At 42.9% G+C, this 26,343-nt stretch carries 20 protein-coding genes and 1 pseudogene; 17 read left to right on the top strand and 4 right to left on the bottom strand.

The genetic code is table 11. From position 1 onward, the window contains the following. Positions 1-32: 32 nt before the first annotated feature. The 3 genes and pseudogenes from G7Y45_RS19595 to G7Y45_RS19590 all read left to right on the top strand — a co-directional run. Positions 33-428, top strand: coding sequence for a calycin-like domain-containing protein (locus G7Y45_RS19595; protein ID WP_005781318.1), 396 nt, complete (start codon positions 33-35; stop codon positions 426-428). A gap of 148 nt (positions 429-576) precedes the next feature. Continuing rightward, on the top strand, positions 577-714 hold the full coding sequence (locus G7Y45_RS20190) for a hypothetical protein (protein ID WP_005821669.1): 138 nt from the start codon (positions 577-579) through the stop codon (positions 712-714). Further along, a pseudogene (locus G7Y45_RS19590) lies at positions 713-1,594 on the top strand (transposase); the annotation flags it as partial. The gene G7Y45_RS20190 and the pseudogene G7Y45_RS19590, both read left to right, overlap by 2 nt. Before the next feature lie 426 nt (positions 1,595-2,020). On the opposite strand, the gene G7Y45_RS19585 reads toward G7Y45_RS19590, so the two are convergent. The 3 genes from G7Y45_RS19585 to G7Y45_RS19575 all read right to left on the bottom strand — a co-directional run bounded on the left by G7Y45_RS19585 (position 2,021) and on the right by G7Y45_RS19575 (position 5,185). Further along, the gene (locus G7Y45_RS19585) at positions 2,021-2,803 is read right to left on the bottom strand and encodes a porin family protein (RefSeq protein WP_005781314.1); all 783 of its coding nucleotides are present in this window, start codon (positions 2,801-2,803) and stop codon (positions 2,021-2,023) included. A 10-nt stretch (positions 2,804-2,813) separates the two neighbouring features. Further along, positions 2,814-3,908 carry a PCMD domain-containing protein gene (locus G7Y45_RS19580; protein ID WP_005808332.1) on the bottom strand — a complete coding sequence of 365 codons (1,095 nt, stop codon included), beginning with the start codon at positions 3,906-3,908 and terminating at the stop codon, positions 2,814-2,816. Positions 3,909-4,057: 149 nt separating this feature from the next. After that, on the bottom strand, positions 4,058-5,185 hold the full coding sequence (locus G7Y45_RS19575; protein WP_032531982.1) for a glycoside hydrolase family 43 protein: 1,128 nt from the start codon (positions 5,183-5,185) through the stop codon (positions 4,058-4,060). A 175-nt stretch (positions 5,186-5,360) separates the two neighbouring features. Between G7Y45_RS19575 and G7Y45_RS19570 the strand changes: the two genes are divergently transcribed. After that, complete coding sequence (locus G7Y45_RS19570; RefSeq protein WP_005808324.1) at positions 5,361-6,647, top strand: serine dehydratase subunit alpha family protein; 1,287 nt, start codon at positions 5,361-5,363, stop codon at positions 6,645-6,647. A 108-nt stretch (positions 6,648-6,755) separates the two neighbouring features. After that, entirely contained in the window at positions 6,756-7,274 is a 519-nt protein-coding gene (locus G7Y45_RS19565) for a hypothetical protein (RefSeq protein ID WP_005781307.1), read from the top strand. Positions 7,275-7,367: 93 nt separating this feature from the next. Here G7Y45_RS19565 and G7Y45_RS19560 read toward each other — a convergent pair whose 3' ends face one another. Next, positions 7,368-7,958 carry a peptidylprolyl isomerase gene (locus G7Y45_RS19560; protein WP_005781304.1) on the bottom strand — a complete coding sequence of 197 codons (591 nt, stop codon included), beginning with the start codon at positions 7,956-7,958 and terminating at the stop codon, positions 7,368-7,370. Positions 7,959-8,286: 328 nt separating this feature from the next. Between G7Y45_RS19560 and G7Y45_RS19555 the strand changes: the two genes are divergently transcribed. The 12 genes from G7Y45_RS19555 (at position 8,287) to G7Y45_RS19500 (ending at position 26,239) form a co-directional block, all read left to right on the top strand. Further along, positions 8,287-9,135, top strand: a complete 849-nt coding sequence (locus G7Y45_RS19555) for an AraC family transcriptional regulator (RefSeq protein WP_032531981.1) — start codon at positions 8,287-8,289, stop codon at positions 9,133-9,135. Between the two features lie 31 nt (positions 9,136-9,166). Further along, positions 9,167-10,474, top strand: coding sequence for an OmpA family protein (locus tag G7Y45_RS19550; protein WP_165016182.1), 1,308 nt, complete (start codon positions 9,167-9,169; stop codon positions 10,472-10,474). A gap of 5 nt (positions 10,475-10,479) precedes the next feature. Further along, complete coding sequence (locus tag G7Y45_RS19545; RefSeq protein ID WP_165016179.1) at positions 10,480-12,636, top strand: FISUMP domain-containing protein; 2,157 nt, start codon at positions 10,480-10,482, stop codon at positions 12,634-12,636. An 18-nt stretch (positions 12,637-12,654) separates the two neighbouring features. After that, a complete protein-coding gene (locus G7Y45_RS19540) occupies positions 12,655-14,805 on the top strand; it encodes an FISUMP domain-containing protein (protein ID WP_165016176.1) in 2,151 nt (716 codons plus the stop codon). Positions 14,806-14,821: 16 nt separating this feature from the next. After that, complete coding sequence (locus G7Y45_RS19535) at positions 14,822-16,897, top strand: PL29 family lyase N-terminal domain-containing protein (RefSeq protein ID WP_165016173.1); 2,076 nt, start codon at positions 14,822-14,824, stop codon at positions 16,895-16,897. Positions 16,898-17,510: 613 nt separating this feature from the next. Continuing rightward, positions 17,511-19,313 (top strand): dihydroxy-acid dehydratase, encoded by a 1,803-nt coding sequence (gene ilvD / locus G7Y45_RS19530; RefSeq protein ID WP_165016170.1) that lies wholly within the window; start codon positions 17,511-17,513, stop codon positions 19,311-19,313. A 54-nt stretch (positions 19,314-19,367) separates the two neighbouring features. Beyond that, positions 19,368-21,065: a biosynthetic-type acetolactate synthase large subunit gene (gene ilvB, locus G7Y45_RS19525; protein WP_032536827.1), complete on the top strand. Its 1,698-nt coding sequence runs from the start codon at positions 19,368-19,370 to the stop codon at positions 21,063-21,065. Positions 21,066-21,078: 13 nt separating this feature from the next. Further along, a complete protein-coding gene (ilvN, locus tag G7Y45_RS19520) occupies positions 21,079-21,639 on the top strand; it encodes an acetolactate synthase small subunit (RefSeq protein WP_005808314.1) in 561 nt (186 codons plus the stop codon). Next, complete coding sequence (locus G7Y45_RS19515) at positions 21,640-22,383, top strand: acyl-[acyl-carrier-protein] thioesterase (RefSeq protein WP_005781287.1); 744 nt, start codon at positions 21,640-21,642, stop codon at positions 22,381-22,383. 16 nt (positions 22,384-22,399) lie between these two features. Next, complete coding sequence (locus tag G7Y45_RS19510) at positions 22,400-22,984, top strand: porin family protein (RefSeq protein ID WP_005808313.1); 585 nt, start codon at positions 22,400-22,402, stop codon at positions 22,982-22,984. 86 nt (positions 22,985-23,070) lie between these two features. Further along, complete coding sequence (ilvC, locus tag G7Y45_RS19505) at positions 23,071-24,114, top strand: ketol-acid reductoisomerase (RefSeq protein WP_005808312.1); 1,044 nt, start codon at positions 23,071-23,073, stop codon at positions 24,112-24,114. Between the two features lie 196 nt (positions 24,115-24,310). Further along, the gene (locus G7Y45_RS19500) at positions 24,311-26,239 is read left to right on the top strand and encodes an LruC domain-containing protein (RefSeq protein ID WP_165016168.1); all 1,929 of its coding nucleotides are present in this window, start codon (positions 24,311-24,313) and stop codon (positions 26,237-26,239) included. Positions 26,240-26,343: the final 104 nt, after the last annotated feature.

The following is a 26,343-nucleotide window of genomic DNA, read 5'->3' as shown; positions in this document are numbered from 1 at the left end:
GTTTGTAGTATATAATGTTAAAACAATAAATAATGAAAAAGATATTTACCTTATTAATGTTACTTTGTACGATAAGTGTGTTTGCAGCAAATGCTGCTGGTACTTATACTGGTAGATTGACGATTTCGGTTGATGGTGGTACCCCAACTGTGAAGGATGGTCAGAATGTAATTGTGACAGAAAGTGATATTGTGACATTAACAATTCCTGATTTTTCTTATTCTGGTTATCCTAAAGCGGATGTTGTTATTACGGCCTCAAAAGATGCTACTGGAAATTTGACTTTGAAAACAATTAAATATGGCTTTTTGAGATTATCTGCGAAATTCGATGATGGTTCAAAGGTTAGTGATAGTAACTGTAATATCTCTTTGGCTATTTCAGCTGTTCTTCAAAAAATAGAGGTTACTTTTGTTGGAACTAAATAAATTGTATAGATAAAAGGAGGATGGTTTAACCGAGGGCACTGAAAAAGTCCTCCTGTCTCCCTTCTATAAAAAAATGGCGGTATAAATCCAAGAAAATCTGGATTTATACCGTTTTTTTGTATCTTCGAGTCACCAAAAGAATACCGCCATGTTAGCACCCCAAGAACGTTTGGCTTTTAGTGATTATTCAAGTCTTTATGATTTGATCATCCCTCAGGATAACCTGCTTCGACGTATCAACTCGCTGATAGACTTTTCCTTTGTTTATAATGAGCTCGTTTCCTGACGACGTTCTGGAACATGAACTGACTTATATGCAAACACTGATTGATACATTAAAAGAACAGGAAACCTTCGTCTGCATTCCCCAAATAAAGGAAAAACTGAACCTCTTAAAAGAGACATTGGATGATATCATCGACCATTACACTGTTTCTGAAGATGAGGATGCACGTATCGGGCACAAATCGGAAGAAAGTTCTTTCTTTGGGTATAAGACGCATATCGGAATGACCGAGGAGCGTATCATAACAGCGGCTGTCATAACTTCGGGTGAAAAGGGAGACGGTCCCCAGCTGCCCGCGTTGATTGAACAAAGCCGGAAGAATGGTATCGATGTACAAACAGTGATTGGTGATTCAGCTTATTCGGGAAAGGATAATCTGGAGAAATCTCGTGATGAACACTTTGAGTTGGTAGCTAAATTGAATCCCAGTATCAGCCAAGGTTTCAGAAAGGAGGAAGGCAAGTTTGATTACAATAAGGATGCCGGCATGTTTGTTTGCCCTGCCGGCCATATAGCTATACGTAGGGCAAAACAAGGGAGAAAGAATGGAGCATGGAATCAGGCGTATACTTATTATTTTGATGTGCATAAGTGTCAATGCTGCTCAAAACGGGAGGGATGTTATAAGCCGGGAGCTAAATCTAAAACCTATTCTGTACCCATAAAAACCGATGAGCAGCAACAACAGATAGAGTTTCAACAAACCGAACGGTTCAAAGAGAAGGCTGCCGAGCGTTATAAGATTGAAGCTAAAAATGCGGAACTGAAACAGGTATATGGATATGACAGGGCGCAGTCCTACGGACTGTCATGTATGAAAATGCAAGGAGCAATGGCTATTTTTGCAGCAAATCTCAAGAGAATACTCAAACTCAGTTAAAGTAAGTGTAATCCATGCCCGTGGAAGACAAACACGGCTTGTATAAAGCAAATTGTGGAGTTATTACCCTTAATATAAGAAAAAGTTGTATGTGAATGAAATGCATCATTCGACATGCAACTTTTTCCAAGAATTTCTAAAAAAAGGATTGGATGCTAAAAAAGATCACTTTTTCAGTGCCCTCGTTTAACCATCCTCCTTTTTTATTATGTAGTATTAATGCTTAGGACTTTTTTGTTAATTGTTTGGGTTGTTGGAATTCAGTGGAATCTATTGTTATGCTTCTTTTTTAAAGTGATATTATCTGTATGTTGTTAGTTTGTCTTCAAAGAAGTGTATTAGAATATTATTGTATAAAAAACTCGTATAAAGTCCAAGGTATTAGGATTTATACGAGCTTACTAAAATGAAATATGTCTTTTTTAATTAAAATGCATATCCAAATCCTACATTTAGATATATGGGATACATATTGAATGTAATTGTTTTGAAGTCTTTTTTAAAGATATCATTTAATCCCCAGACTAAATCTGCGTATACATTTAGATGTTTGAATGCTTTCCATTCGGCACCAGCTTGAAATCCCCATTGAAAATTGCTTAGGTCCTTAGAGAAATCATAAGGAGCAATTTTATCTCCTTCGAATTCTGCTTTTTCTCCAGTGGGGGTGTCTTTGCGTAGATATCCATCATGCACATGTCCATTGAAGTCACCACTGGTCATAAATGAAACATAAGGACCGGCATTAATTCTAACACGTTGGCTAAGTTTATAAGCGGCTGTTACTGGAATTGAGAAATAAGAACCTCTATATTTAGTTTTTACTTTTCCTGTCCAGTAGCCTGCTAAAAGTTCGCCGCCATCCCCTATAATTTCCATACTGTAATTCTTTACACGTGCTTTGGCTTCCATACCTTTAGTTTCAAGACGTAATCCTAAAGTCATTCCCCATTTAGAGTCTTTACCAAACCATTTGGTTGTATTGCCTTCTATAGCTAAGCATATAGTAGGGCTATACCCTGTGAGTGCACGTATTTCTGCAGGTAATGGGAGTGGTGAAGCACCTCCAACGTTGAAACCTGCTTTTATTTCATATTCAAGCCCATGTAGTGCAGACCAAATAATACCATGATTCCGTTCTTCTTGGGCTTTTAAAGTGTTGATTGTGCCGATAAAAGCGAGCAGGCCTATAAGTATATACTTTTTCATTTTTTCATTTTTACTTGTTAGTGAAATTTAATAGAACCTCATCAATGTAAAGTGTACTTCCTGGAGCACCTTCGAAATGATCTCCGCGTATACTTGAAGAAAATACGATAGCTAAATTATATTTTCCAGCTTTGAGTTTCTCCATATCTACTGATTTACCAGTACGATATTCAAATGGTAAGTCAAACTTAATCCATTCATCAGTTTCTTTTGCATCTTTAATCCGAGCTACTGATACGATATAAGTATTATCTTCTGCCAATACGTTAGTTCCGTCAAGTGTAGACAATTTTTCATCTGTTTCATAAAATACGGCATAAATATCACAGATATCTTTTTTGTTATCTACAGGTTTACCATCTATTTGGAATGACTTTCCTGCCTTATATTTATAATATCCGGTAATTGAAGTTGGAATATTTGAAAAAGGAGTTCCGAATTTGGTTGAACGGAGAATATCGGTAGGCTTTACTTCAAAACTACCTAAGAATAGATTACCCGCTGCAATTGGCATTCCAAGCAACGAGCCCCAATAACCTGTTTCGCAAGTTGTTAGTTTTAAGCATTTCCCTTCGACGCCATTGTTTGCTTGACTTGTTGGATATTCTTCTGCTTTTGCTTTTACACCGGTAAAAGCAAAGCCGGCATTGCCACTTGCCCAAGTCATGGTTTCTTTCCCTTGTGCATCTGTTTCGTAGAAAATATGGTATTTTCCCTCTGAGTCGAACTTAATATTCTCAAAGTGATACATTGTGTTAGTAATACCTGAGAAAGTTACTCCTACTTCATATTTTTTCTTCCATTTTCCATCTTCAGAAGTTACTTCATAATATTGAGGTGTGGTAAAATCAAGTATAGTTCCACTATTAGGGACAATAGAAGCTCCCGGAGTCAAAGTAAACTTAGGTGCTAATGCGGTTATATCTGTTCCTGTTTTTACAATTAATGTAACTTTCTTGTTTTCGATGATGGGATCACGATTGAGAACATCACCCGGTACAGTGCATGCAATGATGTCTGCTTCTGCATTAGGTGCTTCGTCTTGTATGCAAGAAACCATTATAAAGCCCAGAAAGAAACAGGCTATCAGATTCTTTAATTTCATTCGATTCTGTTTTTGATTAATAATCCTTTTAGTTTAGTTGATTTTTTGTAAACTTGGCTGCAAAGTTAAGTTTCTTTTTTGAAAAGATACATTTGAACCCCTACAATACAACATTTTATAACGGTCATAATGTTCAGAATGGTGCGTTTTTAGTCTAAAGTCCATGAATCTTTCCATTTGATAACAGGTTTTTCGCCTTCAAAATAAATTGGAAGCCAAATATAACGTCCGTCTATTGCATTTTGGGGTGTCCAACGGTCGCCCATGTATATAAATTGGTCTTTCTTACCCCGCACCGGAAGAATATAAGTACTTTGCGAATGGAAAGTCAGGTCCGCATCCTGACCTACGCAGGGATTCCCTAATTCTTTCCATTCTCCCCAAATGGAGGAAGCTATTGCAGACCGTGCTGCATTAGGACTCCACCCGGTACATCCGGACATGATAAGGTAATAGTTACCATCCTTCTTAAACATGGCGGGAGCCTCCATAAATCGGTTGATAAAAATTCGGGTGTACTTTCCTGTATAGCCGGTATAAGATGAATCAAGTTCGGCAATATGTAAGGTGCTGTTTTCTTCGGAAGAATAGATGTGATAGGCTTTGCCGTCATCATCGACAAACAGATTCATATCACGTGCCATCTGTCCCCGTTCCATATCGCGTCCCAATATATTGAGGCTGTCGGGATGTGCAGGAAGACTACCACCTGTGCATTGACGTTCTTCTTCGATAGAAGGTCTGCGGGCGGTTTTATGGACCGGCAGTACGTTGACAGGCCATGAACCTGCATTGGGGCGGACGGCTTTTAAGAAGGTGTAAGGACCTGTCACCCGGTCACTTACGGCGATTCCGCTTAAAGCTCCCGAATATCCGGCTCCTTTGGGCTCGAGATGGAACCACATGACATATTTTTTAGTGTGAGGATTGTATATGACTTTGGGACGCTCAAGGATACATCCTTTAGAAATGATATGTTCGGAGTCATTTTCGATCACTGACAGTGCTATTCCACAATCATTCCAATGATATAGGTTATCGGAAGAGTAGCAATGCACTCCTACATTGGCAACGTTGCCGGTTTCACCTTCTGTTTTGTGTTCGCCAAACCAATAGTAGGTTCCGTTATCGTACAAAATACCTCCACCATGTGCGTTGATATGGACCTGATGATTGTCCGGCCATATTTTTCCGGGAGTGAAGGATTGCCCTTTGGCTGTTTGCGAGAAAAGAAAACATAACAGAAAGAGGGCTTTTAGTGTAAATCCTTTATTCATTGCTCTTTTTTATTAAGTATTTGTAATTGAGAGACAAAGATACATGATAATTCTTAAATAACCAGTAAACCGATTGTAAAACTCTTAACTTGTCCGGGTGGGATATTCTTTAGTTAAATGAATGGTTTATAAGAGTATATTTCCTACTTTTGTGCAAAATATAAACCTTGAATAGATGACTGAGTCAGAAAGAAAACAGATAATTGCTTTAGTGCAGCGGGAGGTGATTCCGGCTATCGGATGTACAGAGCCGATTGCAGTTGCGCTGTGTGTGGCAAAGGCTACAGAAACCTTAGGAGCTAAACCGGAAAAAATAAAAGTATTGTTGAGTGCTAACATCCTGAAGAATGCGATGGGAGTGGGAATTCCCGGTACGGGGATGATTGGGTTGCCTATTGCAGTGGCTCTGGGGGCGTTGATCGGAAAGTCGGATTATCAACTTGAAGTGTTGAAAGACAGCTCTCCGGAAGCCGTGGAAGAAGGGAAGAAGTTGATTGATGAAAAGCGTATCTGTATTTCGCTGAAGGAAAACATTACGGAGAAACTTTACATAGAGGTGATGTGTGAAGCCGGTGGAGAGCAGGCTACAGCTATTATTTCCGGAGGACATACTACATTTGTTTATGTAGCCAAAGGAGATGAAATACTATTAAATAAACAGCAGGTTTCCGGTGAAGAAGAGGAAGAAGAGGAACTGGAACTCACTCTGCGGAAAGTGTATGACTTTGCACTGACTGCTCCGTTGGATGAAATCCGTTTTATTCTTGAAACGGCAAGACTTAACAAGAAAGCTGCCGAACAGTCTTTTCAGGGAGATTATGGTCACGCATTGGGCAAGATGCTTCGCGGAACCTATGAACATAAGATTATGGGCGACAGTGTGTTTTCACATATTCTTTCGTATACATCGGCTGCTTGTGATGCACGCATGGCAGGAGCGATGATTCCTGTTATGAGTAACTCGGGTAGTGGTAATCAAGGTATTTCCGCTACATTGCCTGTAGTGGTTTATGCCGAAGAAAACGGAAAACCGGAAGAGGAACTGATCCGTGCGTTGATGATGAGTCATTTGACTGTGATATATATTAAGCAAAGTCTGGGACGTCTTTCTGCACTTTGCGGTTGTGTGGTAGCTGCTACCGGTTCCAGTTGTGGAATCACTTGGTTGATGGGAGGCAGTTATGAGCAAGTGGCTTTTGCAGTTCAAAACATGATAGCCAACCTGACCGGAATGATATGTGACGGTGCGAAACCGAGCTGTGCCTTGAAGGTGACGACAGGAGTGTCAACAGCTGTGTTGTCCGCTGTAATGGCTATGGAGAATCGCTGCGTAACTTCGGTAGAAGGAATTATTGATGAAGATGTTGATCAAAGTATCCGCAATTTGACGCGGATTGGATCTCAGGGGATGAATGAAACAGATAAGGTGGTGCTTGATATTATGACTCATAAAGGGTGCTAATGTTAAACAATGTGTTAAAAATCAGAAGATAAGCAGTAAAAGGCTAATTCTTTCATTTTCTTGATATAAAGAACTTTGACGGAATGACGAACTATTAATGCTGAATATATGAAAAATTACTTTGTATGGTTGCTTCTGTTGCTTCCGCTTCTGGCAACCGGTTGTTATGGAGAAGAAGAGAAAGAGGACGGCCCGGGGGATTATATCTGGGATTTCATAAACTATAATATTTATTTTTCGGTGAAGGATGCTGCCGGGGCTAACCTGTTGGACCCGCAGGTTTCATCAAATTTATTGGCTAATGAAATTACGGTGGAATACGAAGGTAAGACCTTTCCGCTGGAAAACTCTGTGGATACGCGGTTTAATATGCCCCGCTCTTTAGGATTAAGAAAAGAGCTACTGGGTAAAGAGAAAAAGCGTGTTCTTTCTTTTGGTGAGTTTTCTCCGGAACATCAATATAAGGGAGAGACTTTTACGATCCATTGGGGAGACGGGACAAAAGACGTGGTGAAATTTGACTTATACATCACCTGGAAGAAACAGGATCCTACGATACATAAGAAACTTTATTTGAATGGTAAGGAATACAGTGAGGACTCTTTTTTGATAGAGATCGTGAAATAGGTGTGCTATACACATTTTGATATAATAAAACGGTGAACATACCATGCATGTGCAGTATGTTCACCGTTTTTTATTTTATAGATAATCGCTCGATTAATGGCAATGTCCGCAACCGCAGCTGTCTCCACAGCTATCTCCGCAGTCGTCACCGCAACCGTCACCACAACTTCCGCAGCTGCAACCACCTTCACCGGTCATCATTTTAACCATTTCCTGGATTTCTTCGTTTGTAGCCGGACGGCTTTCAACAACTTCACCCGCGAAAGTCAAATCTTCACCTGCCAACGGATGGTTCATATCCATTACCACAGTGTCAGCTTTTACTTCAACTACGCTACCGTTCAGGCGCTGGCCTTCTGAATTCATCAGAGGGATGATATTTCCCGGATAGATATGTTCGTTATCGAATTTTCCGTCAATCTCGAAGATGTTTTTCGGAAGATCAATCACATGTTCTTCATCATATTCACCGTAAGCTTCGGCAAAAGGAATGGTAAATTCAAACTTATCTCCTTTATTGAGGTTTGCTATCTGTGATTCAAAAGCTTCAAGCGTAGTACCCAAACCGGAAATGAACTGAAAGGGATGTTCGGCTGTTGCTTCTTCTACTAAATCTCTTTTGCCATCTTCTGTTGTATACAGTTTGTAAGCTACAGTGATGTACTTGTTTTCTGCTGTTTCCATCTGTTCTTTATAATGTTATTAATAAAATTCGGATTTTCCGTGGGGACAAAGATACGAATTAATCATCAGAGATTTGTGGACTGGTATGGAGTTTATTCTTTCGTAGTAGAAATTAATACCTGTTGGCTGATAGGCGGTGATTTTATGAAAATAAGGAATGCCATGTCTCAATTTTACTTAAATGAAAAAAAGTATTTTATTTCGTTATTATATATAACAAAATAAATAAAATGTATAAACGGATTGAGTTGTCAAAGGGTTTTCTTTGTATTATTTATTAATAAGATGTTAGTGTGTCTTTTGTTTTTTTTACAACATACATAAACCTATGAAAACCTTACTGGACAATTTATCTTCTGATTTACTGCAAAATCAGGTCTTTCAAACAGGATTTAGATTTTTAACCATTGTGCAAGGAAGCCATTTGCCGAAAATGGATAGCAATGTTTTAATTTTTATCATGAGTGGCACTATGAAAGTTTTTTCTGGTGAGAAAGAATTAGCTATTATTGACGAGCGGCATATCTTCTTTTGGGATAAAGAAAATGATCATGTTTGTGAGATGCTTTCAGATACACAAGTCATTCTGTTTGCATTCGGCGATTTAATTGTACATGATTTGCTGACATTTAGGCCTTATGCTTCCTTTCAGGACAAGTCTGCTCTGAAAGGTACAGGACTCAGATTCGCGGAGCCATTGAACTCTTTTCTACAGCTTCTGGTGCTGTATCTGGAGATGAAATTAGATGATGTCTCTTTGTATATAACGAAACGGCAGGAACTGTTTTATATTCTGAATTCTGTTTATAATGAGCAAGAACTTGCAATTTTATTCAGCTCTTTGACGGAACAGTCATCCAAATTCAAAGAACAGATACTGGAAAACTATCTCAGTGCAAAAAATGTAGGCGAGTTGGCCAGTCTGTTAGGATACGGGGTCACCAATTTCCGGGTTAAATTTAAAGAGCAATTCGGAGTATCGGTTTATCGTTGGCTCCTCAATCGGAAATCACAACGGATTATTTATCGCATTACCGTATATGGTGATGAGTTTAGCCAGATTATCGATGACTTTGGGTTTTCGTCTCCTTCACACTTTAATAAATTTTGTAGGTCACAATATGGACTTACACCTTGCGAACTTCGCAAGAAACTGAAAACAAACAATAATTCTTAAATTGGAGCTTATGTTAAAAATTCGTTGTTGTATGGAAACAGAATGTAAAAGAGTCATTCTTTTCCTTTTCTTGTCTCTGCTGTTTTGTAACGGCTTTGCCCAGACAAAAACATCGGTTGGGGCCGATGAACCTCTCAAATCGTATTCCCATTGGTACTTCGGGGCAGAGTATGCTACTCCCTTTTTATTCGGTGATTTTACTTCATTTTCGGCAGATAAAACTTATGTCGGGTCTCAGTTTGGGGGATTTGCAGGCTATCAGATCAATTCGTGGATAGGTATAGAGGCATCCGCACGGACCGGATATACCAGAATGGGCGCAAAATCTTATGCGTCCGATTACCTCCTGAGTGCTGACGGAATGACTTATTATACCAAGCAGGACTTTACTACCTGGAAGTATAAGGATGTGTTTTCGAAAGTACACTTCACCAATCTTGGCTTACAGATGAATCTGAATGTAAATAACTTCTTTGGGCTCAACCGGGGCAACCGGCGTTGGACGGTATTGCTGAGTCCTGCTGTCTATGCACAACGTTTCTCTACGGAGTTAGTAAATAAGGCGGATAAGAGCTCGTTGTCAGGCAAAAAGACTGATGACTGGAACTTTGGGGTAGGGGGAGATCTCTCTTTGCGTTACAAGATTTCACGCGCTTTTGACGTACAGTTGCGTACGGGAATTATATGGGTCAATAATAATAAGATGGATGGTGTGTCGACCCTTATCAAGTCAAAAGACCATTTTATGACGAGTGCCGGGCTTTCCTTGATATGGAAAGTGGGTAAGAAGAAACAAGATAATGTCCTTTATGCCTCAAAGCATGTGACAGATATTGCGGTAAGATATATAGAGGAGCGCGCGGTGAACTTACCCACACCTGTTTGCTGTACGGAGGATTCGATAGAGAAGAACCGGATGAAACAGGAAATAGCTTCCTTAAATATGCAGTTGCAGCAAGCGCAAACGGATGCGAAAGAGAGAGTGGAATCCAATCCGGTGCTGGGATTCAATGAGTTGCCTCCTGTCTACTTTAAGAGGGGATCGGCTTATCTGAATGTAGCTTTATACAAAAATGAATTATCCCGCATTGTGGAAACCCTAAAAAAGTATCCTGATCTGAAAGTCATTCTTTTGGGTTATGCCGATCATACGGGTAATCCGGATATTAATCAAAAAATCTCTTTACAGCGTGCGGAGGTGTTGGCAGCTTACCTTGAAAAGAAGGGAATTGACAGCAAACGTATCAACGTGAAAGGAGAGTGTATAGATACGCTTACTTCCGATCCTAACAACTACAGTGTACTTGCCAGGCGAGTTATTGTTGAAATTCAAAAATGAAAACTATGATTAGAAAGAGAATATATCTGTTGTTGTTATTGATTCCGTTGCTGCATGGCTGTAAGGAATCCGATTTCAACGATTTACTTGACAGACAAGGCGATCAGAAGAAAGAACTGCAGGAACTGACAGAGTTATGCAGAAAATTGAATGAAGATATTTATAATCTTCAGGTGATTGTCAATATTGACAAGATAGGAGACAACATCACTCACATTGAGGAGTTGGCGGATGGTACGGGATATACCATCTCCTTTTCCAGAAGTGCCCCGATCACTATTCGTAACGGAAAGAAGGGAAATACGGGTCCCGATGGAGATGCCGGCAAAGACGGTATTGACGGTACGGACGGCAAGGATGGTGTAGATGGTACGGACGGCAAAGATGGCGTAGACGGTGCCGATGGTACGGATGGTAAAGATGGAGAGAACGGCACCGATGGTAAAGATGGTGTGGATGGAACGAATGGCTCCGATGGCAAGGATGGCGTGGATGGAACAGACGGTAAAGATGGAGCTAATGGTACGGACGGAAGCAAAGGAGAACAAGGTGATCCCGGACAGAATCCGGTGGTCGGCATTATGCAGGACCCCACTGACTCGGAATATTACTGGACTGTAAAAGTCGGTTCCGGTGAACCATATTATCTGGCGGACAATGACGGAAACCGGATAAAGGCAGTCTCTGCGGTCCATGATGGACGGACTCCCCGGTTAGGAGTGAAACAGTGGACGGTGGCTGATGGCGGTGACGATAATTATTACTGGACACAGAAGATAGGGTCCGATCCTGAAACATGGATTGAGGCGGGTGGAAAGAAAATAATTGCCAACGCAAAAGATGCCGTGTCTGTGTTTGAGAAGGTGGAATATAAAGATCCGGATTATATAGAGTTTACTTTAAGTGGGGGAGCAACCCAATTTAAAATACCGGTGGGAAAACCTTCTATTGAGGTGCCGGAGGGACGCAAACTGCTCTTCTTCAGTCGTGGCGAGTCCCGGGTGATTGCTTTCAGTTGTAAGGGTATCTCTAAGGAACGGCTATCGGTAGATGTTCCGGAGGGATGGAAGGCAACGGTTGATTTTGATGCAGGTACACTGGCCCTTGAAGCTCCTTTGGCAGGAGCAGCGGGCGTAGCATTATCCGGAGATGTAGTACTGAGGAGTACGAATACCACAGAAGAAGCAGCACGGAGCTCTTTCGCCGTGAGTATGCTTTATAGGATAATGCTTCCGGATTTCAAAGGCTCTTATGTCTACAACATCCGTCTTTGGGGTAAAAAGGTGGGAGAGCTTTGCCGGGAATATCAGCGGGAGTTAAAGCAGTCTGCAACGATTGTCTATCCTTATCTGACAGGAGGAATTTATGGGGCGGGGCTTATCACGAATACAGGAGGCACGGTGCAGCACGACGGTACGGGCTATCATGCTCCTGCTGCCGACCGGCCGGCAGTCATGTATATCTATACTGAAGACGGGGCGGAATTCTATACCGACAGTTCGTTGAAAGGACGGGAACCGAATTTCGGAGATGGCCTGCAAGCGGAAAAACTGACTGATGTGGATGGTAACACCTATCGCATCGTGAAAATAGGTAAACAGTATTGGACCATGGAAAATTTACGGACGCTTAGTTATCCTGATGGAAGTCCTGTCGAAACTAACTTATCGGGGCATGCTTGGAAAGAAAGTGGATTTGAAGATACAGGTTCAGGTGCTTGTGCCGTGTATGATTATCAGGACGCCTCCGCTACAGGAGCTTTTGCCAATAAAATATCTTATGGCGTTTTGTACAATTGGGTGGCAGCAAAGAAAGTAGTACCCGAAGGATGGAAACTTCCTACGGAATCTGATATCGTATCTATATTGCGGGCTTTTCTGGGCACCAATGCCGGTACGTTATTGAAGGAAGCCGGGACAGAACATTGGAATGTTGCCGGCGGAACTGATCTCACTGGTTTTGGCGGTTTCGGAGGGGGATATAGGGCTGCTGACGGTCTTTCGTTTAACGATCTTCAGCAAGCCGGTATCTGGTGGAGTAGCGCCAGCCTGGAGAGTGTCGGTGCTGTATTCAGGTTATCTGCAACTTCTTCCGAGCTTGGGTTTAATAGTGGAGATAACAATTCGGTGGGGTATAGCGTACGGATTTTGAGAGAAGATTAATCTTTAAAACAGGAAATCATGAAGAGATATAAGAAATATATATTTATCATTTTGTCGGTTTTGTTGGCAGGAGGATGTGTTCAGGAGGACATTAACGAAGCCTTGCGCCGGGAAGCCGAATTGAATGTCCGGATGGGAAAGCTCCGGGAATGGATATCCGATACCAATAATGAAGTACGGCTGCTTGCCACGATAGTGAATACGATACCGACTCATGATTACATTGAAAGTGTGACCGAGTTGCCCGATGGGAGCGGTACACTGATCGTTTTTCATAAAGGGGGAGACATGCTTGTAAAGAATGGCCTGGTTGGGAATAAAGGAGAAAACGGTAATGACGGAACCGATGGCAGTAATGGCAATGATGGTCAGAACGGCGCAGATGGTACGGATGGCAAGGATGGTGTTGACGGTGAAGATGGGGCAGATGGTCAGAATGGCTCGAACGGAACTGACGGAACCGACGGCAGTAATGGCAATGATGGTCAGGACGGCGCAGATGGTACGGATGGCAAAGACGGAGTTGACGGTACTGACGGTAAAGATGGTGTGAAAGGTCCGGCCGGAGATACTCCGTTGATGGGTGCTAAACAGGATACGGATGGTAATTATTACTGGACTGTACAGATAGGTGCCGGAGTGGTAGAGTGGCTGACGGACGGAGAGGGTAATAAAGTGATTATGACTCCGGTAAATGGTATTACTCCATCTGTCGGTATAGCTAAAGATACGGACGGAGAATATTACTGGCAGGTTACTGTCGGAACTGTTACGAAGTGGATGACAGGAGCAAGCGGAGAGAAAATTGTAGCCACCGTGACAGATGGCAGCCAGTCCATCTTTACGTCTGTGAATCCGGGAGATCCGGAGTATGTCATTTTTACAATGACTGACGGAAGTGTCTATAAGGTGGCTAAATTCGCAGATAATAAACTGATATTCAATGAAACGGGACCTCTTTTCTTTCGTCGTGGAGTAGCACTGGACATTCCGTTTGATTGTAGTAGTTTCCGGCAGATAGTAAAGGTGGCAGGAACATGGGATGCTACGATTAATTATCAGCCGAAAGCTTTGCAAGGGGTGCTGACTGTGAAAGCGCCTGCTGCCGGTTCGGCTCTGCCGGCTTCGGAAAGAATAACGATAGAAGGCACAGATGCCTTGGGAAATACTGTCCGGGCAGACATCTTGGTAACGTTGTATTATCGTATTGAGCTTCCGAAGTTCAATAGTTCCCTGGTTTATGATATTTTGATGGAGGGGTTTAAAGTAGGAGAAATATGCCGGGAATATGTGCCGGCTTATTCCACGACGGACCGGGCTACTGTAGTCTATTCTTATAATGCTGCTTCGCGTGTTTTTGGTCCGGGGATTATTCTGGAGAACGGAGCGTCGATACAGCATGACGGAACAGGGTATACTCCGGTTACGGGTAATCCGTCATCTACTGCCATACTGACGGAAAACGGCGGTCAGTATGTAATGCCGGCAGATGGAACAGACGGGCTGGTGAACGGGACTGTTTGCGGGCTGAAAGCTTCCTTGGCTGTCGATGTGCAGGGATATGCTTACCGGGTTGTGAAAATAGGCAGTCTCTACTGGATGGGAGAAAATCTGAAGACAACCCAATTTAATGATGGTACTCCTATTCCTACCGGTTTTGCCACGTCTCTGGATTGGATGGTTCAATGTGGAAAAAGTCTTCCTGCATGTCAGGTCGACCGGGCGGCTAATGCCGATGCTCCGGGTGCTATGCAATATCGCAACCTGTACGGTGTGCTTTACAATCAGTTTGCGATGAAAGGAAATATAGCTCCCCAAGGATGGCATGTTCCTTCTAAAGCAGAACTGCAAGAATTGGTAGACTTTGTGGGGGCAGATGCACGTAAACTGAAATCGACAGCTATTGGGAAAGGGCTCGGAAGCTGGATGGAGAGTGCCGGAATAGAGGGAGACAATCTGACCGGTTTTACTGCTTTACCTGCTAATGCGGTCGAGGGTAGTAATGGCAGTACCGGAGCTTCGGAAACAACAGGGCAATGGTGGTCGACGGAAACGGATTACCGCATCCGGATGAGTTATAATTCCAATTCTGTAGAGCAACTGACTTCCGGTGCTGTCGGGTTGGGCGAAGGTAACAGTATCCGTTGTGTCCGGGATGCAAATTATTAATTTAACTCTAATAAATATGAATCATATAATCAAACTATTGTTTCTCTGTTTGTTCCTCGTTGCTTCCTGTAGCCAGGAAGAGATAAACGAAGTGCTGAAGAATCACGCGGAAATGGAGGAACAGGCAAACTCTATCGAAGAGTTATGTAAAAATATGAATAGGGATATTGTTGCCTTAAAGCTGATCATAGACTCGTCTGAATCCGGTGATTATATTACCGGATTCAACGAACTTGCGGATGGAAGCGGCTATACGATCAGTTTCTTTAAGAGTGGCACCATTGTCATCAAGAATGGCGAGAAAGGAGATGACGGCAAGAAAGGGGAAGACGGTAAAGATGGTCAGAATGGTCAGGACGGCACCGATGGCAAAGATGGTCAGGATGGTACCGATGGCAAAGACGGAGTTGATGGTACCGACGGCAAGGATGGTCAGGATGGTACCGATGGTAAAGACGGAGTTGACGGTACCGACGGCAAAGACGGTCAGGATGGTACCGATGGTAAAGACGGAGTTGACGGTACGGATGGTAAAGACGGTGCGGAAGGAGATAAGGGAAAAAATGGTATAGCTCCCGTCATCACCATGAAAATGGATACGGACGGGCATCTGTATTGGGCTAACAAGGCTCCGGATGGAACTTCTTCTTTTCTTTTGGATAACAACGGGCAAAAGGTCAGAGCTTCGGGAACCGATGGCATTGTTCCGGTCATTGGGGTCAATGCGGCAGGATACTGGACGCTTGACTATGGGAGTGGTCCTGTTGAATTGGAAGATGCTGCGGGTAATCCGATGAAGGCGAAAGGTGCATCCGGCGATCCTATGTTCCGGAAGGTGGTCAGTGAAGACGGTTATATTGTATTTTATCTGAGTGATGGAAAAACTCTTAAAGTGCCGGAATGGCAAGGATCACAGGTCGGACTGGAGACTTCGGAAGTGGCATATTTCCATCGGAGCGAATCCCGGACCTTTGCATTTACTTGTAGTGGCGTGAATAAAGATATTGCTCCGGTATGTACGGCCCCGCGCGGTTGGACAGTTACGGCAAGGTATACATCGGCCACTGATGGCGAAATAACAGTGATTGCCCCTGGTAAAGGTTCGGCTGATGGAGCATTGTCCGGTACTGCTGTCCTCGAACTGACTGCTAAGGATGGTAAGAAATTGCCGGCAACGCTTGAAACTACCTTATTACTTGAATTTAAAGTGCCCGATTCTTCCCGTTCGTTTGTTTATGAACTTTATGTTGAGGGAGTGAAAGTAGGAGAACTATGTCATGAGTTTATTCCCGATTATTCATTTGGATCGGGTAAAAGTGCCTCGGTCTTTTATCCTTATAATGTTTATAACAAGGCGTTTGGTGAAGGAGTGGTTCTGGACAACGGAGGAAAGGTGGATTATCTGACTACCGTTTATACGCCGGGTACTAATACGGAGCCATTCACCTCTTTGTTTACCGAAGACGGAGTGAATTTTATTACCGGTGATTATATCGGTTACTCGGGCAATCAGGCAAGCGGACTCCGTCCTTATCAGGCTACCGACAATGAAGGTAACTCGTATCGGGTGATGAAAATCGGTACACAGTATTGGATGGCGGATAATTTGCGGACGATAACAAACAGTGCAGGAGTCATTTCCTCAGAATGGAGAAAGGATGGTATCCCGCGATATGCTGTATATGGTTTCCCCGCTGGCATTACGGAAGATAGCCGGACCATTCGCAATCAATATGGACTGTTGTATAATGCAGGTGTGTTTTCCAGTGGCACGTCCTTGGTCCCTAAAGGCTGGAAAATACCGAATCATTTGAGAGACTGGGATACATTGCGGGATTTCTTAGGTGGGGATCCTAAAGTAGCCGAGGCATTGAAGATTGCCGGATTTGTCGGGAAACCCGGTGGACGGCGCAATGCTGATGAGCCTTTTGCTTTCCAGGAAAAAGATGAAGTTGGGTATTGGTGGTTTGACAGTGTTGATGGGAATGATTGCTGGGCACTCTCCGTCAATCCTTCGAATGTAGCCGTACCACAATGTACGAATACATATAGTCGTGGCTTCGGATTTAGTATACGTTTTATTCGTCAGTAATATGCCATTGTTTACTTTGAAACTTTAAACTCTTGTTGCGAAAACATCCGGGTGTTGTTATGTGAAACATCCGGATGTTTTGTACTATAACATGGGGATGTTGTATCGTAAAACATCCCCATGTTTTATTGGTTTGACTTTAATCTAATCTTTCCGCTCTTTTCTTTTTCCTTGATTTCTATTGATGTTTCTTTGTTTTCTTCCTTGAAGAGTTGTCGCATAATTGGTATGTTTGTGCTGTTTATATTCAATTTGTATATATTCTGAAAGCGGATTTTTATAAGGAATAGTTCGGAATATAGTATTCTGAATGATAAATGCGTATTTAATGATGGGCTTTGCTTACAATTATTTTGTTTTGAGTGATTTTTTTCTTCAATTTGTTTGGAGTTTATAAAAAAGCACTTACCTTTGCAGCACATAAAGAAAGAAAAACAGAAGTTATGAATAATCATACATCAATTAACCTGGCAGTCCTGCATATTATTCGCGTCGTGGTGATTCCATCAAGAGCGTGAGAAAGGTTATGTATGTATTCGTACAGATAGAAGATATGATTTAGAGCCTTTCTCACTACGGTGGGAAAGGCTCTTTACTTAAAAGGAATATTGAAATGAAAAAGCAGTTACGCAGTTCGTTCAGCACACAAGGCCGTCGCATGGCGGGTGCCCGGGCACTTTGGGCAGCCAACGGTATGAAAAAAGAGCAATTAGGCAAACCTATCATTGCCATCGTCAATTCGTTCACTCAGTTTGTTCCGGGACATGTACATCTACATGAAATAGGCCAGCTGGTGAAAAAAGAAATTGAGAAGCTGGGATGCTTTGCTGCAGAGTTCAATACGATTGCCATTGATGATGGCATTGCTATGGGGCACGACGGAATGCTCTATTCCCTTCCCTCCCGGGATATCATTGCCGATAGCGTAGAATATATGGTGAATGCCCATAAAGCGGATGCCATGGTGTGTATCAGCAATTGTGACAAAATCACTCCGGGAATGTTGATGGCGGCTATGAGGCTGAATATTCCTACTGTATTTGTATCCGGAGGCCCGATGGAAGCCGGTGAATTGGACGGGCAGCATTTGGACCTGATTGACGCGATGATTAAGTCGGCCGATGAAAGTGTGAGCGATGAAGAAGTTTCCAAAATTGAGAATCGGGCCTGTCCCACTTGCGGGTGCTGTTCGGGGATGTTTACTGCCAACTCGATGAACTGCCTCAACGAAGCGATCGGTCTGGCACTCCCCGGAAACGGAACGATTGTGGCGACTCATGCCAACCGTACCCAATTGTTCAAAGATGCTGCGAAACTGATTGTAGAAAATACCTATAAATATTATCGGGACGGTGATGAGAGTGTGCTTCCCCGGAGCATTGCCACCCGTGAGGCATTCCTAAACGCCATGACGCTGGACATCGCGATGGGAGGATCTACCAATACGGTACTCCATCTGCTGGCGGTAGCTCATGAAGCAGGAGCGGACTTTAAAATGGATGATATCGATATGTTGTCGCGCAAAAGCCCGTGCCTGTGCAAGGTAGCGCCGAATACTCAGAAGTATCACATTCAGGATGTGAATCGTGCCGGAGGTATCATGGGGATTATGGGACAACTTGCCAAAGCCGGATTGATAGATACATCCGTGGCCCGTATCGATGGGATGACATTGGGTGAAGCAATTGATAAATATGATATAACAAGCCCGAACGTGTGTGAAGAGGCTATTAAGAAGTATAAGAGTGCGGCTGCCGGGAAGTTCAATCTGGTGCTCGGCTCTCAGGACGTCTATTACAAAGAACTGGATACGGATCGTGCCGAAGGGTGCATTCGCGATATGGAACATGCATATAGCAAAGACGGAGGACTGGCCGTACTGAAAGGAAATATAGCTCAGGATGGTTGTGTGGTGAAAACAGCCGGTGTGGACGGAAGTATCTGGAAGTTTACCGGTCCGGCAAAGGTATTTGATTCACAGGAAGCCGCCTGCAATGGGATACTCGGAGGAAAAGTTGTCAGCGGAGATGTAGTCGTCATCACGCACGAGGGTCCGAAAGGAGGTCCCGGTATGCAGGAGATGCTTTATCCCACCTCTTATATTAAATCGCGCCATTTGGGCAAGGAGTGTGCGCTGATTACCGACGGCCGTTTCAGTGGCGGTACATCGGGACTCAGCATCGGTCATATCTCTCCCGAAGCGGCCGCCGGAGGTAATATCGGGAAGATCAAGGATGGTGATATCATCGAAATCAATATCCCCGAACGGACTATCAACGTGCGACTGACCGATGAAGAACTGGCTGCACGTCCGATGACTCCGGTCACTCGTGAACGCTATGTGCCTAAGAGCCTTAAAGCGTATGCCAGCATGGTAAGCTCTGCCGATAAAGGGGCGGTGAGACTGATTGATTAACTATGGGGTTGTTTCAATCGAAATCATAAATCGTTAAATTGTAAATTTTAGTACATGAGTAAAGATATAATTTCAGGCGGTGAAGCATTAATGCGTTCTTTGGAATATCATGGTGTAAAGACGATCTTTGGTTATCCCGGAGGTTCCATCATGCCGGTATTCGATGCCTTATATGACCATAGGGAGACTTTGAATCACATTTTGGTTCGCCATGAACAGGGAGCGGCACATGCTGCTCAGGGGTTTGCCCGTGCTTCGGGTGAAGTAGGGGTTTGTCTGGTGACAAGTGGCCCCGGGGCTACTAATACCATTACCGGTATTGCGGATGCGATGATTGACAGTACACCGATTGTGGTGATTGCCGGACAGGTAGGAACGGCTTTTCTCGGTACGGATGCTTTTCAGGAAGTCGACCTGGTAGGTATTACACAACCGATCACAAAGTGGAGTTATCAGATTCGCCGTGCCGAAGATGTTCCGTGGGCAGTGGCCCGTGCTTTTTATATTGCCAAAAGCGGACGCCCGGGACCGGTAGTGCTTGACTTCGCGAAAAATGCTCAGGTGGAGAAGGCGGAATATTCTCCTACAAAGCTTGATTTTATACGCAGCTATGTGCCTGTACCCGAGACCGATCCGGAGGCTGTGAAAGTAGCTGCCGAATTAATTAACGGTGCGGAACGGCCCTTGGTATTGGTAGGTCAGGGTGTGGAGTTGGGCAATGCCCAGCAGGAACTGCGTGCTTTTATCGAAAAAGCAGGCATGCCCGCCGGATGTACGCTGCTGGGACTGTCGGCCTTACCGACTGAACACCCTCTGAATAAAGGTATGTTGGGAATGCATGGTAATCTCGGACCGAACATGAACACCAATAAATGTGATGTCTTGATCGCTGTCGGTATGCGTTTTGACGACCGTGTGACCGGCAATTTAGCCACCTATGCTAAACAGGCTAAAGTGATTCATTTTGATATTGATCCGGCTGAGGTGAATAAGAATGTACATGCGGATGTGGCAGTATTGGGTGACTGTAAAGAAACACTTGCCACGGTAACGGCATTGCTTCAACCCAATGAGCATAAAGAGTGGCTGGATAGTTTCCTGCCTTATGAACAGGTGGAAGAAGAAAAGGTGATCCGTCCGGAATTGCACCCGATGGGCGATACGCTTTCAATGGGAGAAGTGGTGCGTGCAGTAAGCGATGCAACGAATCATGAAGCAGTATTGGTAACTGATGTAGGGCAGAACCAGATGATGTCTGCCCGATACTTTAAATACTCAAAGGATCGTAGCATTATTACCTCCGGAGGGCTCGGCACTATGGGATTCGGGCTTCCTGCCGCTATCGGTGCTACTTTTGGCCGACCGGACCGTACGGTTTGTGTATTTATGGGTGACGGTGGTTTGCAAATGAACATTCAGGAGCTGGGAACCATTATGGAACAGAAGGCACCGGTTAAAATCATCGTATTGAATAATAATTTTCTGGGAAATGTACGCCAATGGCAGGCAATGTTTTTTAACCGTAAATATTCGTTTACACCCATGTTGAATCCTGATTATATCAAGATTGCTTCTGCTTACGATATACCGGCCAAAAGGGTTTTCACCCGTGAAGAACTGGCTGATGCGATAGAGGAAATGATTGCGACAGAGGGTCCGTTCCTGTTGGAAGCCTGTGTGATTGAAGAGGGGAATGTATTGCCGATGACTCCTCCGGGAGGTTCGGTTAATCAGATGTTGTTGGAATGCTAATAATTTAGAGGTTATGGATAAAACATTATATACGTTAATTGTTCATTCAGAGAACTTTGCCGGATTGTTGAATCAGGTTACGGCGGTATTTACCCGTCGGCAGATTAATATAGAAAGTCTGAATGTTTCGGCTTCTTCCATCAAGGGGGTACATAAGTACACCATTACAGCCTGGACTGACAAGGATACGATTGAGAAGGTTGTCAAGCAGATCGAGAAGAAAATAGACGTGCTTCAGGCGCATTATTTCACTGAGGATGAAATTTATTTCCATGAAATAGCACTTTACAAAGTGTCTATGCCGGAATTTCAGTCACAACCGGAGGCGTCGAAAGTGATCCGTCGTTACAACGCACGGATTGTAGAAGTAAATCCGGTATTTGCCATTGTCGAGAAGAATGGAATCAGTGAGGAAATTACTTCCCTCTACGAAGAATTGAGCGTATTGAACTGTGTGTTGCAGTTTGTGCGTTCGGGGCGGGTGGCCATCACTACCAGTTGTTTTGAACGCGTGAACGAATTTCTGGCAGATCGTGAAACCAAATATAACTTAAGCAAAGGAGAGGAAAAGTAGATGAGTGATGCGAATAAGATAGGAAGTTATAAGTTTATTGCGGAACCTTTTCATGTCGACTTCAAGGGGCGTTTGACAATGGGGGTGCTCGGTAATCATCTGTTAAATTGTGCCGGTTTTCATGCCAGTGAACGTGGGTTCGGGATTGCTACATTGAATGAAGACAATTATACCTGGGTACTGTCCCGTCTGGCCATCGATCTGGAAGAGATGCCTTATCAATATGAAGAGTTTACCGTACAGACGTGGGTGGAGAATGTATACCGTCTTTTTACAGACCGTAATTTTGCTATCCTGAACAAAGATGGCAAGAAGATCGGGTATGCCCGTTCGGTATGGGCGATGATTAATCTGAATACCCGTAAACCTGCCGATTTGCTGACATTGCATGGCGGCAGTATCGTGGATTATGTATGTGACGAACCTTGCCCTATTGAGAAACCTTCGCGCATCAAGGTGACAACAGACAAGCCTTCTGCTAAGTTGACCGCTAAGTATAGTGATATTGATATCAATGGCCATGTGAACAGTATTCGTTATATAGAGCATATCTTGGATTTATTCCCCATTCAATTATATATGAGGAAACAAATTCAGAGGTTTGAAATGGCCTATGTGGCGGAGAGTTATTACGGTGACGAACTTTCTTTTTTTGAAGAGGAGGTGAACGAAGATGAGTATCACGTAGAGATAAAGAAAAACGATTGTGAAGTGGTTTGCCGCGCAAAAGTGAAGTTTGTATAGTTTAAAATATAATAGGATGAAAAAAATAGTTTTTCTTTTACTGCTTTTTGTTTCTTGCCGGGTGGGTGCCCAGCAGTTTCATTTGATTCCTAAAGTTGGTTTGAACTTGGCCAACACTACCGGAGAAGTGGATTCTAAAGTACGTCCCGGACTTAATGTGGGATTGGGTGGCGATGTGATGCTGACTGAACGGTTCGGAATAGAAGCAGGAGTGTACTACTCAATGCAGGGAAGTAAATATAACGGTAATGGGGTTTCTTATACGGACAAGTTGGATTATATAAACATCCCGGTATATGCGAAAGAATTCATATATAAAGGATTGTATCTATTCGGAGGTCCGCAGTTTAGTTTTAATGTGAACTCAGAGAATAAAGCATCTTCCGATCATGCGACCACAGTTATAGGTATGAACGTGATTCGTACGTTTGATTGTGGTGTGGGACTTGGTGCCGGATATCAGTTTGAGCGTGGCTTGCTGGTTTCTCTTAACTATAATATCGGATTGATTAATGTAAACAAAGCGTGGGCAAGTAATTCTAATCCGAAAGCAAACAATAGTGTGGTGCAGCTTAATGTAGGCTGGCGGTTTGCACTATAATAAATAAAGAGTATAAGTTTAATTATTAATAATCGGTTTTGCTTCCTAAATGAGATGAAGCAGGACTTTTAAAACAAAAAAGAAAAATGGCACAATTGAATTTTGGCGGTGTTACGGAGAATGTAGTAACCCGTGAAGAATTTCCTTTGGAAAAAGCTCGTGAAGTATTGAAAAATGAAACAATCGCTGTTATCGGTTACGGTGTGCAGGGACCGGGTCAGTCACTGAATTTGCGTGATAACGGTTTCAATGTGATCGTTGGTCAGCGTCCGGGAAAAACATATGAGAAAGCAGTGGCAGACGGCTGGGTTCCGGGTGAAACACTGTTCGGCATCGAAGAGGCTTGCGAGAAAGGTACTATTGTGATGTGTCTGTTGTCAGATGCTGCCGTAATGTCTGTATGGCCTACTATCAAACCTTACCTGACTGCCGGAAAAGCGCTTTACTTCTCTCATGGTTTTGCAATTACCTGGAGTGACCGTACCGGTGTCGTTCCACCGAAAGATATCGATGTGATCATGGTTGCTCCCAAGGGATCGGGCACTTCACTTCGTACGATGTTCCTTGAAGGCCGTGGACTGAACTCTTCATACGCTATCTATCAGGATGCTACCGGAAGAGCTATGGAGAGAACCATTGCATTAGGTATTGGAGTTGGTTCAGGATATTTGTTTGAGACTACTTTCGTTCGTGAAGCTACTTCTGACCTTACAGGCGAACGCGGTTCGCTGATGGGAGCTATACAAGGACTGCTGCTGGCCCAGTATGAGGTTTTGCGTGAAAACGGTCATACTCCATCTGAAGCATTTAACGAAACTGTAGAAGAGCTGACTCAGTCATTGATGCCTTTGTTTGCTAAGAATGGTATGGATTGGATGTATGCCAACTGTTCTACGACAGCTCAGCGTGGTGCTCTTGATTGGATGGGCCCGTTCCACGACGCAATCAAGCCCGTTGTTCAGAAATTATATAATAGTGTCAAGACAGGTAATGAAGCACAAATTTCTATTGATTCCAATTCAAAACCGGATTATCGTGAGAAACTGGAAGCAGAACTGAAGGCATTACGTGAAAGCGAAATGTGGCAGACAGCCGTAACAGTTCGTAAACTTCGTCCGGAAAATAATTAATCGGAATATACAAGTTTTGATAAGAGGGAGAATGATTGTTCTTCCTCTTTTTATTTTATTGGTATTTAGTGTATTGTGTATTTTGGATGAAGCGTGTATGTTGTATAATATGAAAAATAAGTATGCTTGTTGGATAAATGTATCAAGTTTTATATATACCTTTGTAGTCTAATTCACAAACAAACTATTTGTCAATATGAAAAATCGTGTTTATGCAACGAAAAAGATGCTGGGAGTATTACTAAGTACTCTTTTATTGGGATGCGTGGTTGTGGGATGTATTGATGAGAAAGATCATTATAAACCAGATGAAAAACCGTCCGGGGTAGCTAATTCCTTTGATTTTGCAACTACACAAGATGTTCAATTGGATCTGAAGTATGATATTCCTGCAGAGAATTATCAGGTATTATTTGAACTGTATTTTGAGAATCCGTTGACAACTGATGCTGACGGACAGGTTGTGAAACGCACTGATATCGACCCCAAGGTTGTGAGAATGACTGATGGAACCGGAGTATATCGTGCCAAAGAAACAATCCCGGCTTATGGCGAGGAAGTATATATTTATACCTCTTATATCGGAGTACCTATGTTGTATAAAACTAAAATAGAAGGGAATACAATAATGGCTGATATAAACTGGGATACGGCTGCCGAAGCATCTGTGCAGACGCGTGTAGGTGGTGAGTATCAAACGGTGCCTGAAGGATTTTATACTTTGGGCAGTTGGGATATAAAAGGACGGCCTAACTATTTGGATAATGAAGGTGTTATTGAATTGACGCCCGCATTTTACAGAACAATTAATAAAACTATACCGGAGGATGGAAACTGCCCTCAGAAATATCGCCAGTCGGTTGATTTTATGATTAATGACGAACATGGTGCCGAAGTGAAGGTGCGTTTTATCGGAGGGACAAGTGCGGCATATAGTGCGTTTGGCTATTATTGCTATTCGGAAGGGGCAAATGTCGCTCAGATTCGGAAAGCTAAAAAGTACGTTGTATTCCCCAACACCAAAACAGGAGTCGGTATTAAAGGCGGGGAGTGTGTAAAACTACATTATATTGATGCTGACGGAGAAGATAAGGGAACTGTATTCCCAAAAGGGACTAAAATAGGCTGGTTTATTAGTAATGATGCTTTTACGAGAAACGGGACGACTACTAATGGCAATGTAGGTAAAGGACGGGGAATGTTCTATTCAACTACTGCATTAAATGATAAAGGACGTAAGCATACAGCTGCATTTAAAATAAATGAATTTATTGTATTATCGTTTGAAGATTGGACAAGTCAAGATTATAATGATGTTATGTTTAATGTCTGGTCAAATCCGATAGAGGCTATTATCCCTCCCGATATGCCCTCGGTTGATCCGGAAGATCCGGACGATCAGTCAATAGCCTATAAAATGACGTATAAAGGAATTTTGGCTTTTGAAGATAATTGGCCTTCTAAAGGTGATTATGACCTGAATGATGTGATTGTGAAATATAATTCGGTTTTGAGTTTTAACACCAAAAATCAGGTACTTTCTACTGAAGATACTTTTACTGCTATGTGGTCGGGAGCGTTATTTAAGAATGGCTTTGCTTACCAAATGAATACAGAAAGGGCAAATGTAGAAGAGTGTGACTTCATCGAGGGTAAATCGGCTTGGGGAAGTCAGGGGTTGGATAATGAATTAAGCCAGGCTACTGTTGCTGTATTTGCCAATGCTATTGAAGAGACCGGTAGTAATACAAAGACCTCTGTATTCAAGATACGGAATAAATTTAAGCAACCTGTAGATCATGAAACTTTTGGAGTGGCTCCCTACAATTCATTCATCTTCTTGCACCAGAATACAGGCAAGGATCGTACGGAAGTACATTTGGTAAACCATAAACCAACTGATAAGGTAAATACAGCTCTCTTTGGAAGCCAGCAGGATTTATCGGATACAGACAAAGGGATCTATTACGTGTCAGACCAGAATTATCCGTTTGCTATTCATTTGGCAGATGTTGAAACATTCAATACGGAAGAGAAGGAATCTATTGATCAATCATATCCGCGTTTTGCTTCATGGGCAAAATCAGGTGGAAAGACAGATAAGGATTGGTATTTGGAGAAATAAGCAGACTGCTGCTTTATTGTAAACGAGGTTGTCAAAACTCATCACAGAGAACACAGAGTAGCACAGGGGTAATTTAAGTTGTTGATTATTAGTAAAATACTCTG

It is taken from the genome of Bacteroides sp. ZJ-18 (assembly GCF_011038705.2).
GTDB classification, from domain to species: Bacteria; Bacteroidota; Bacteroidia; order Bacteroidales; family Bacteroidaceae; genus Bacteroides; species Bacteroides hominis.
The sequence above is the reverse complement of the archived record's forward strand: the minus strand, read 5'-3'. Positions and strand labels throughout refer to the sequence as shown.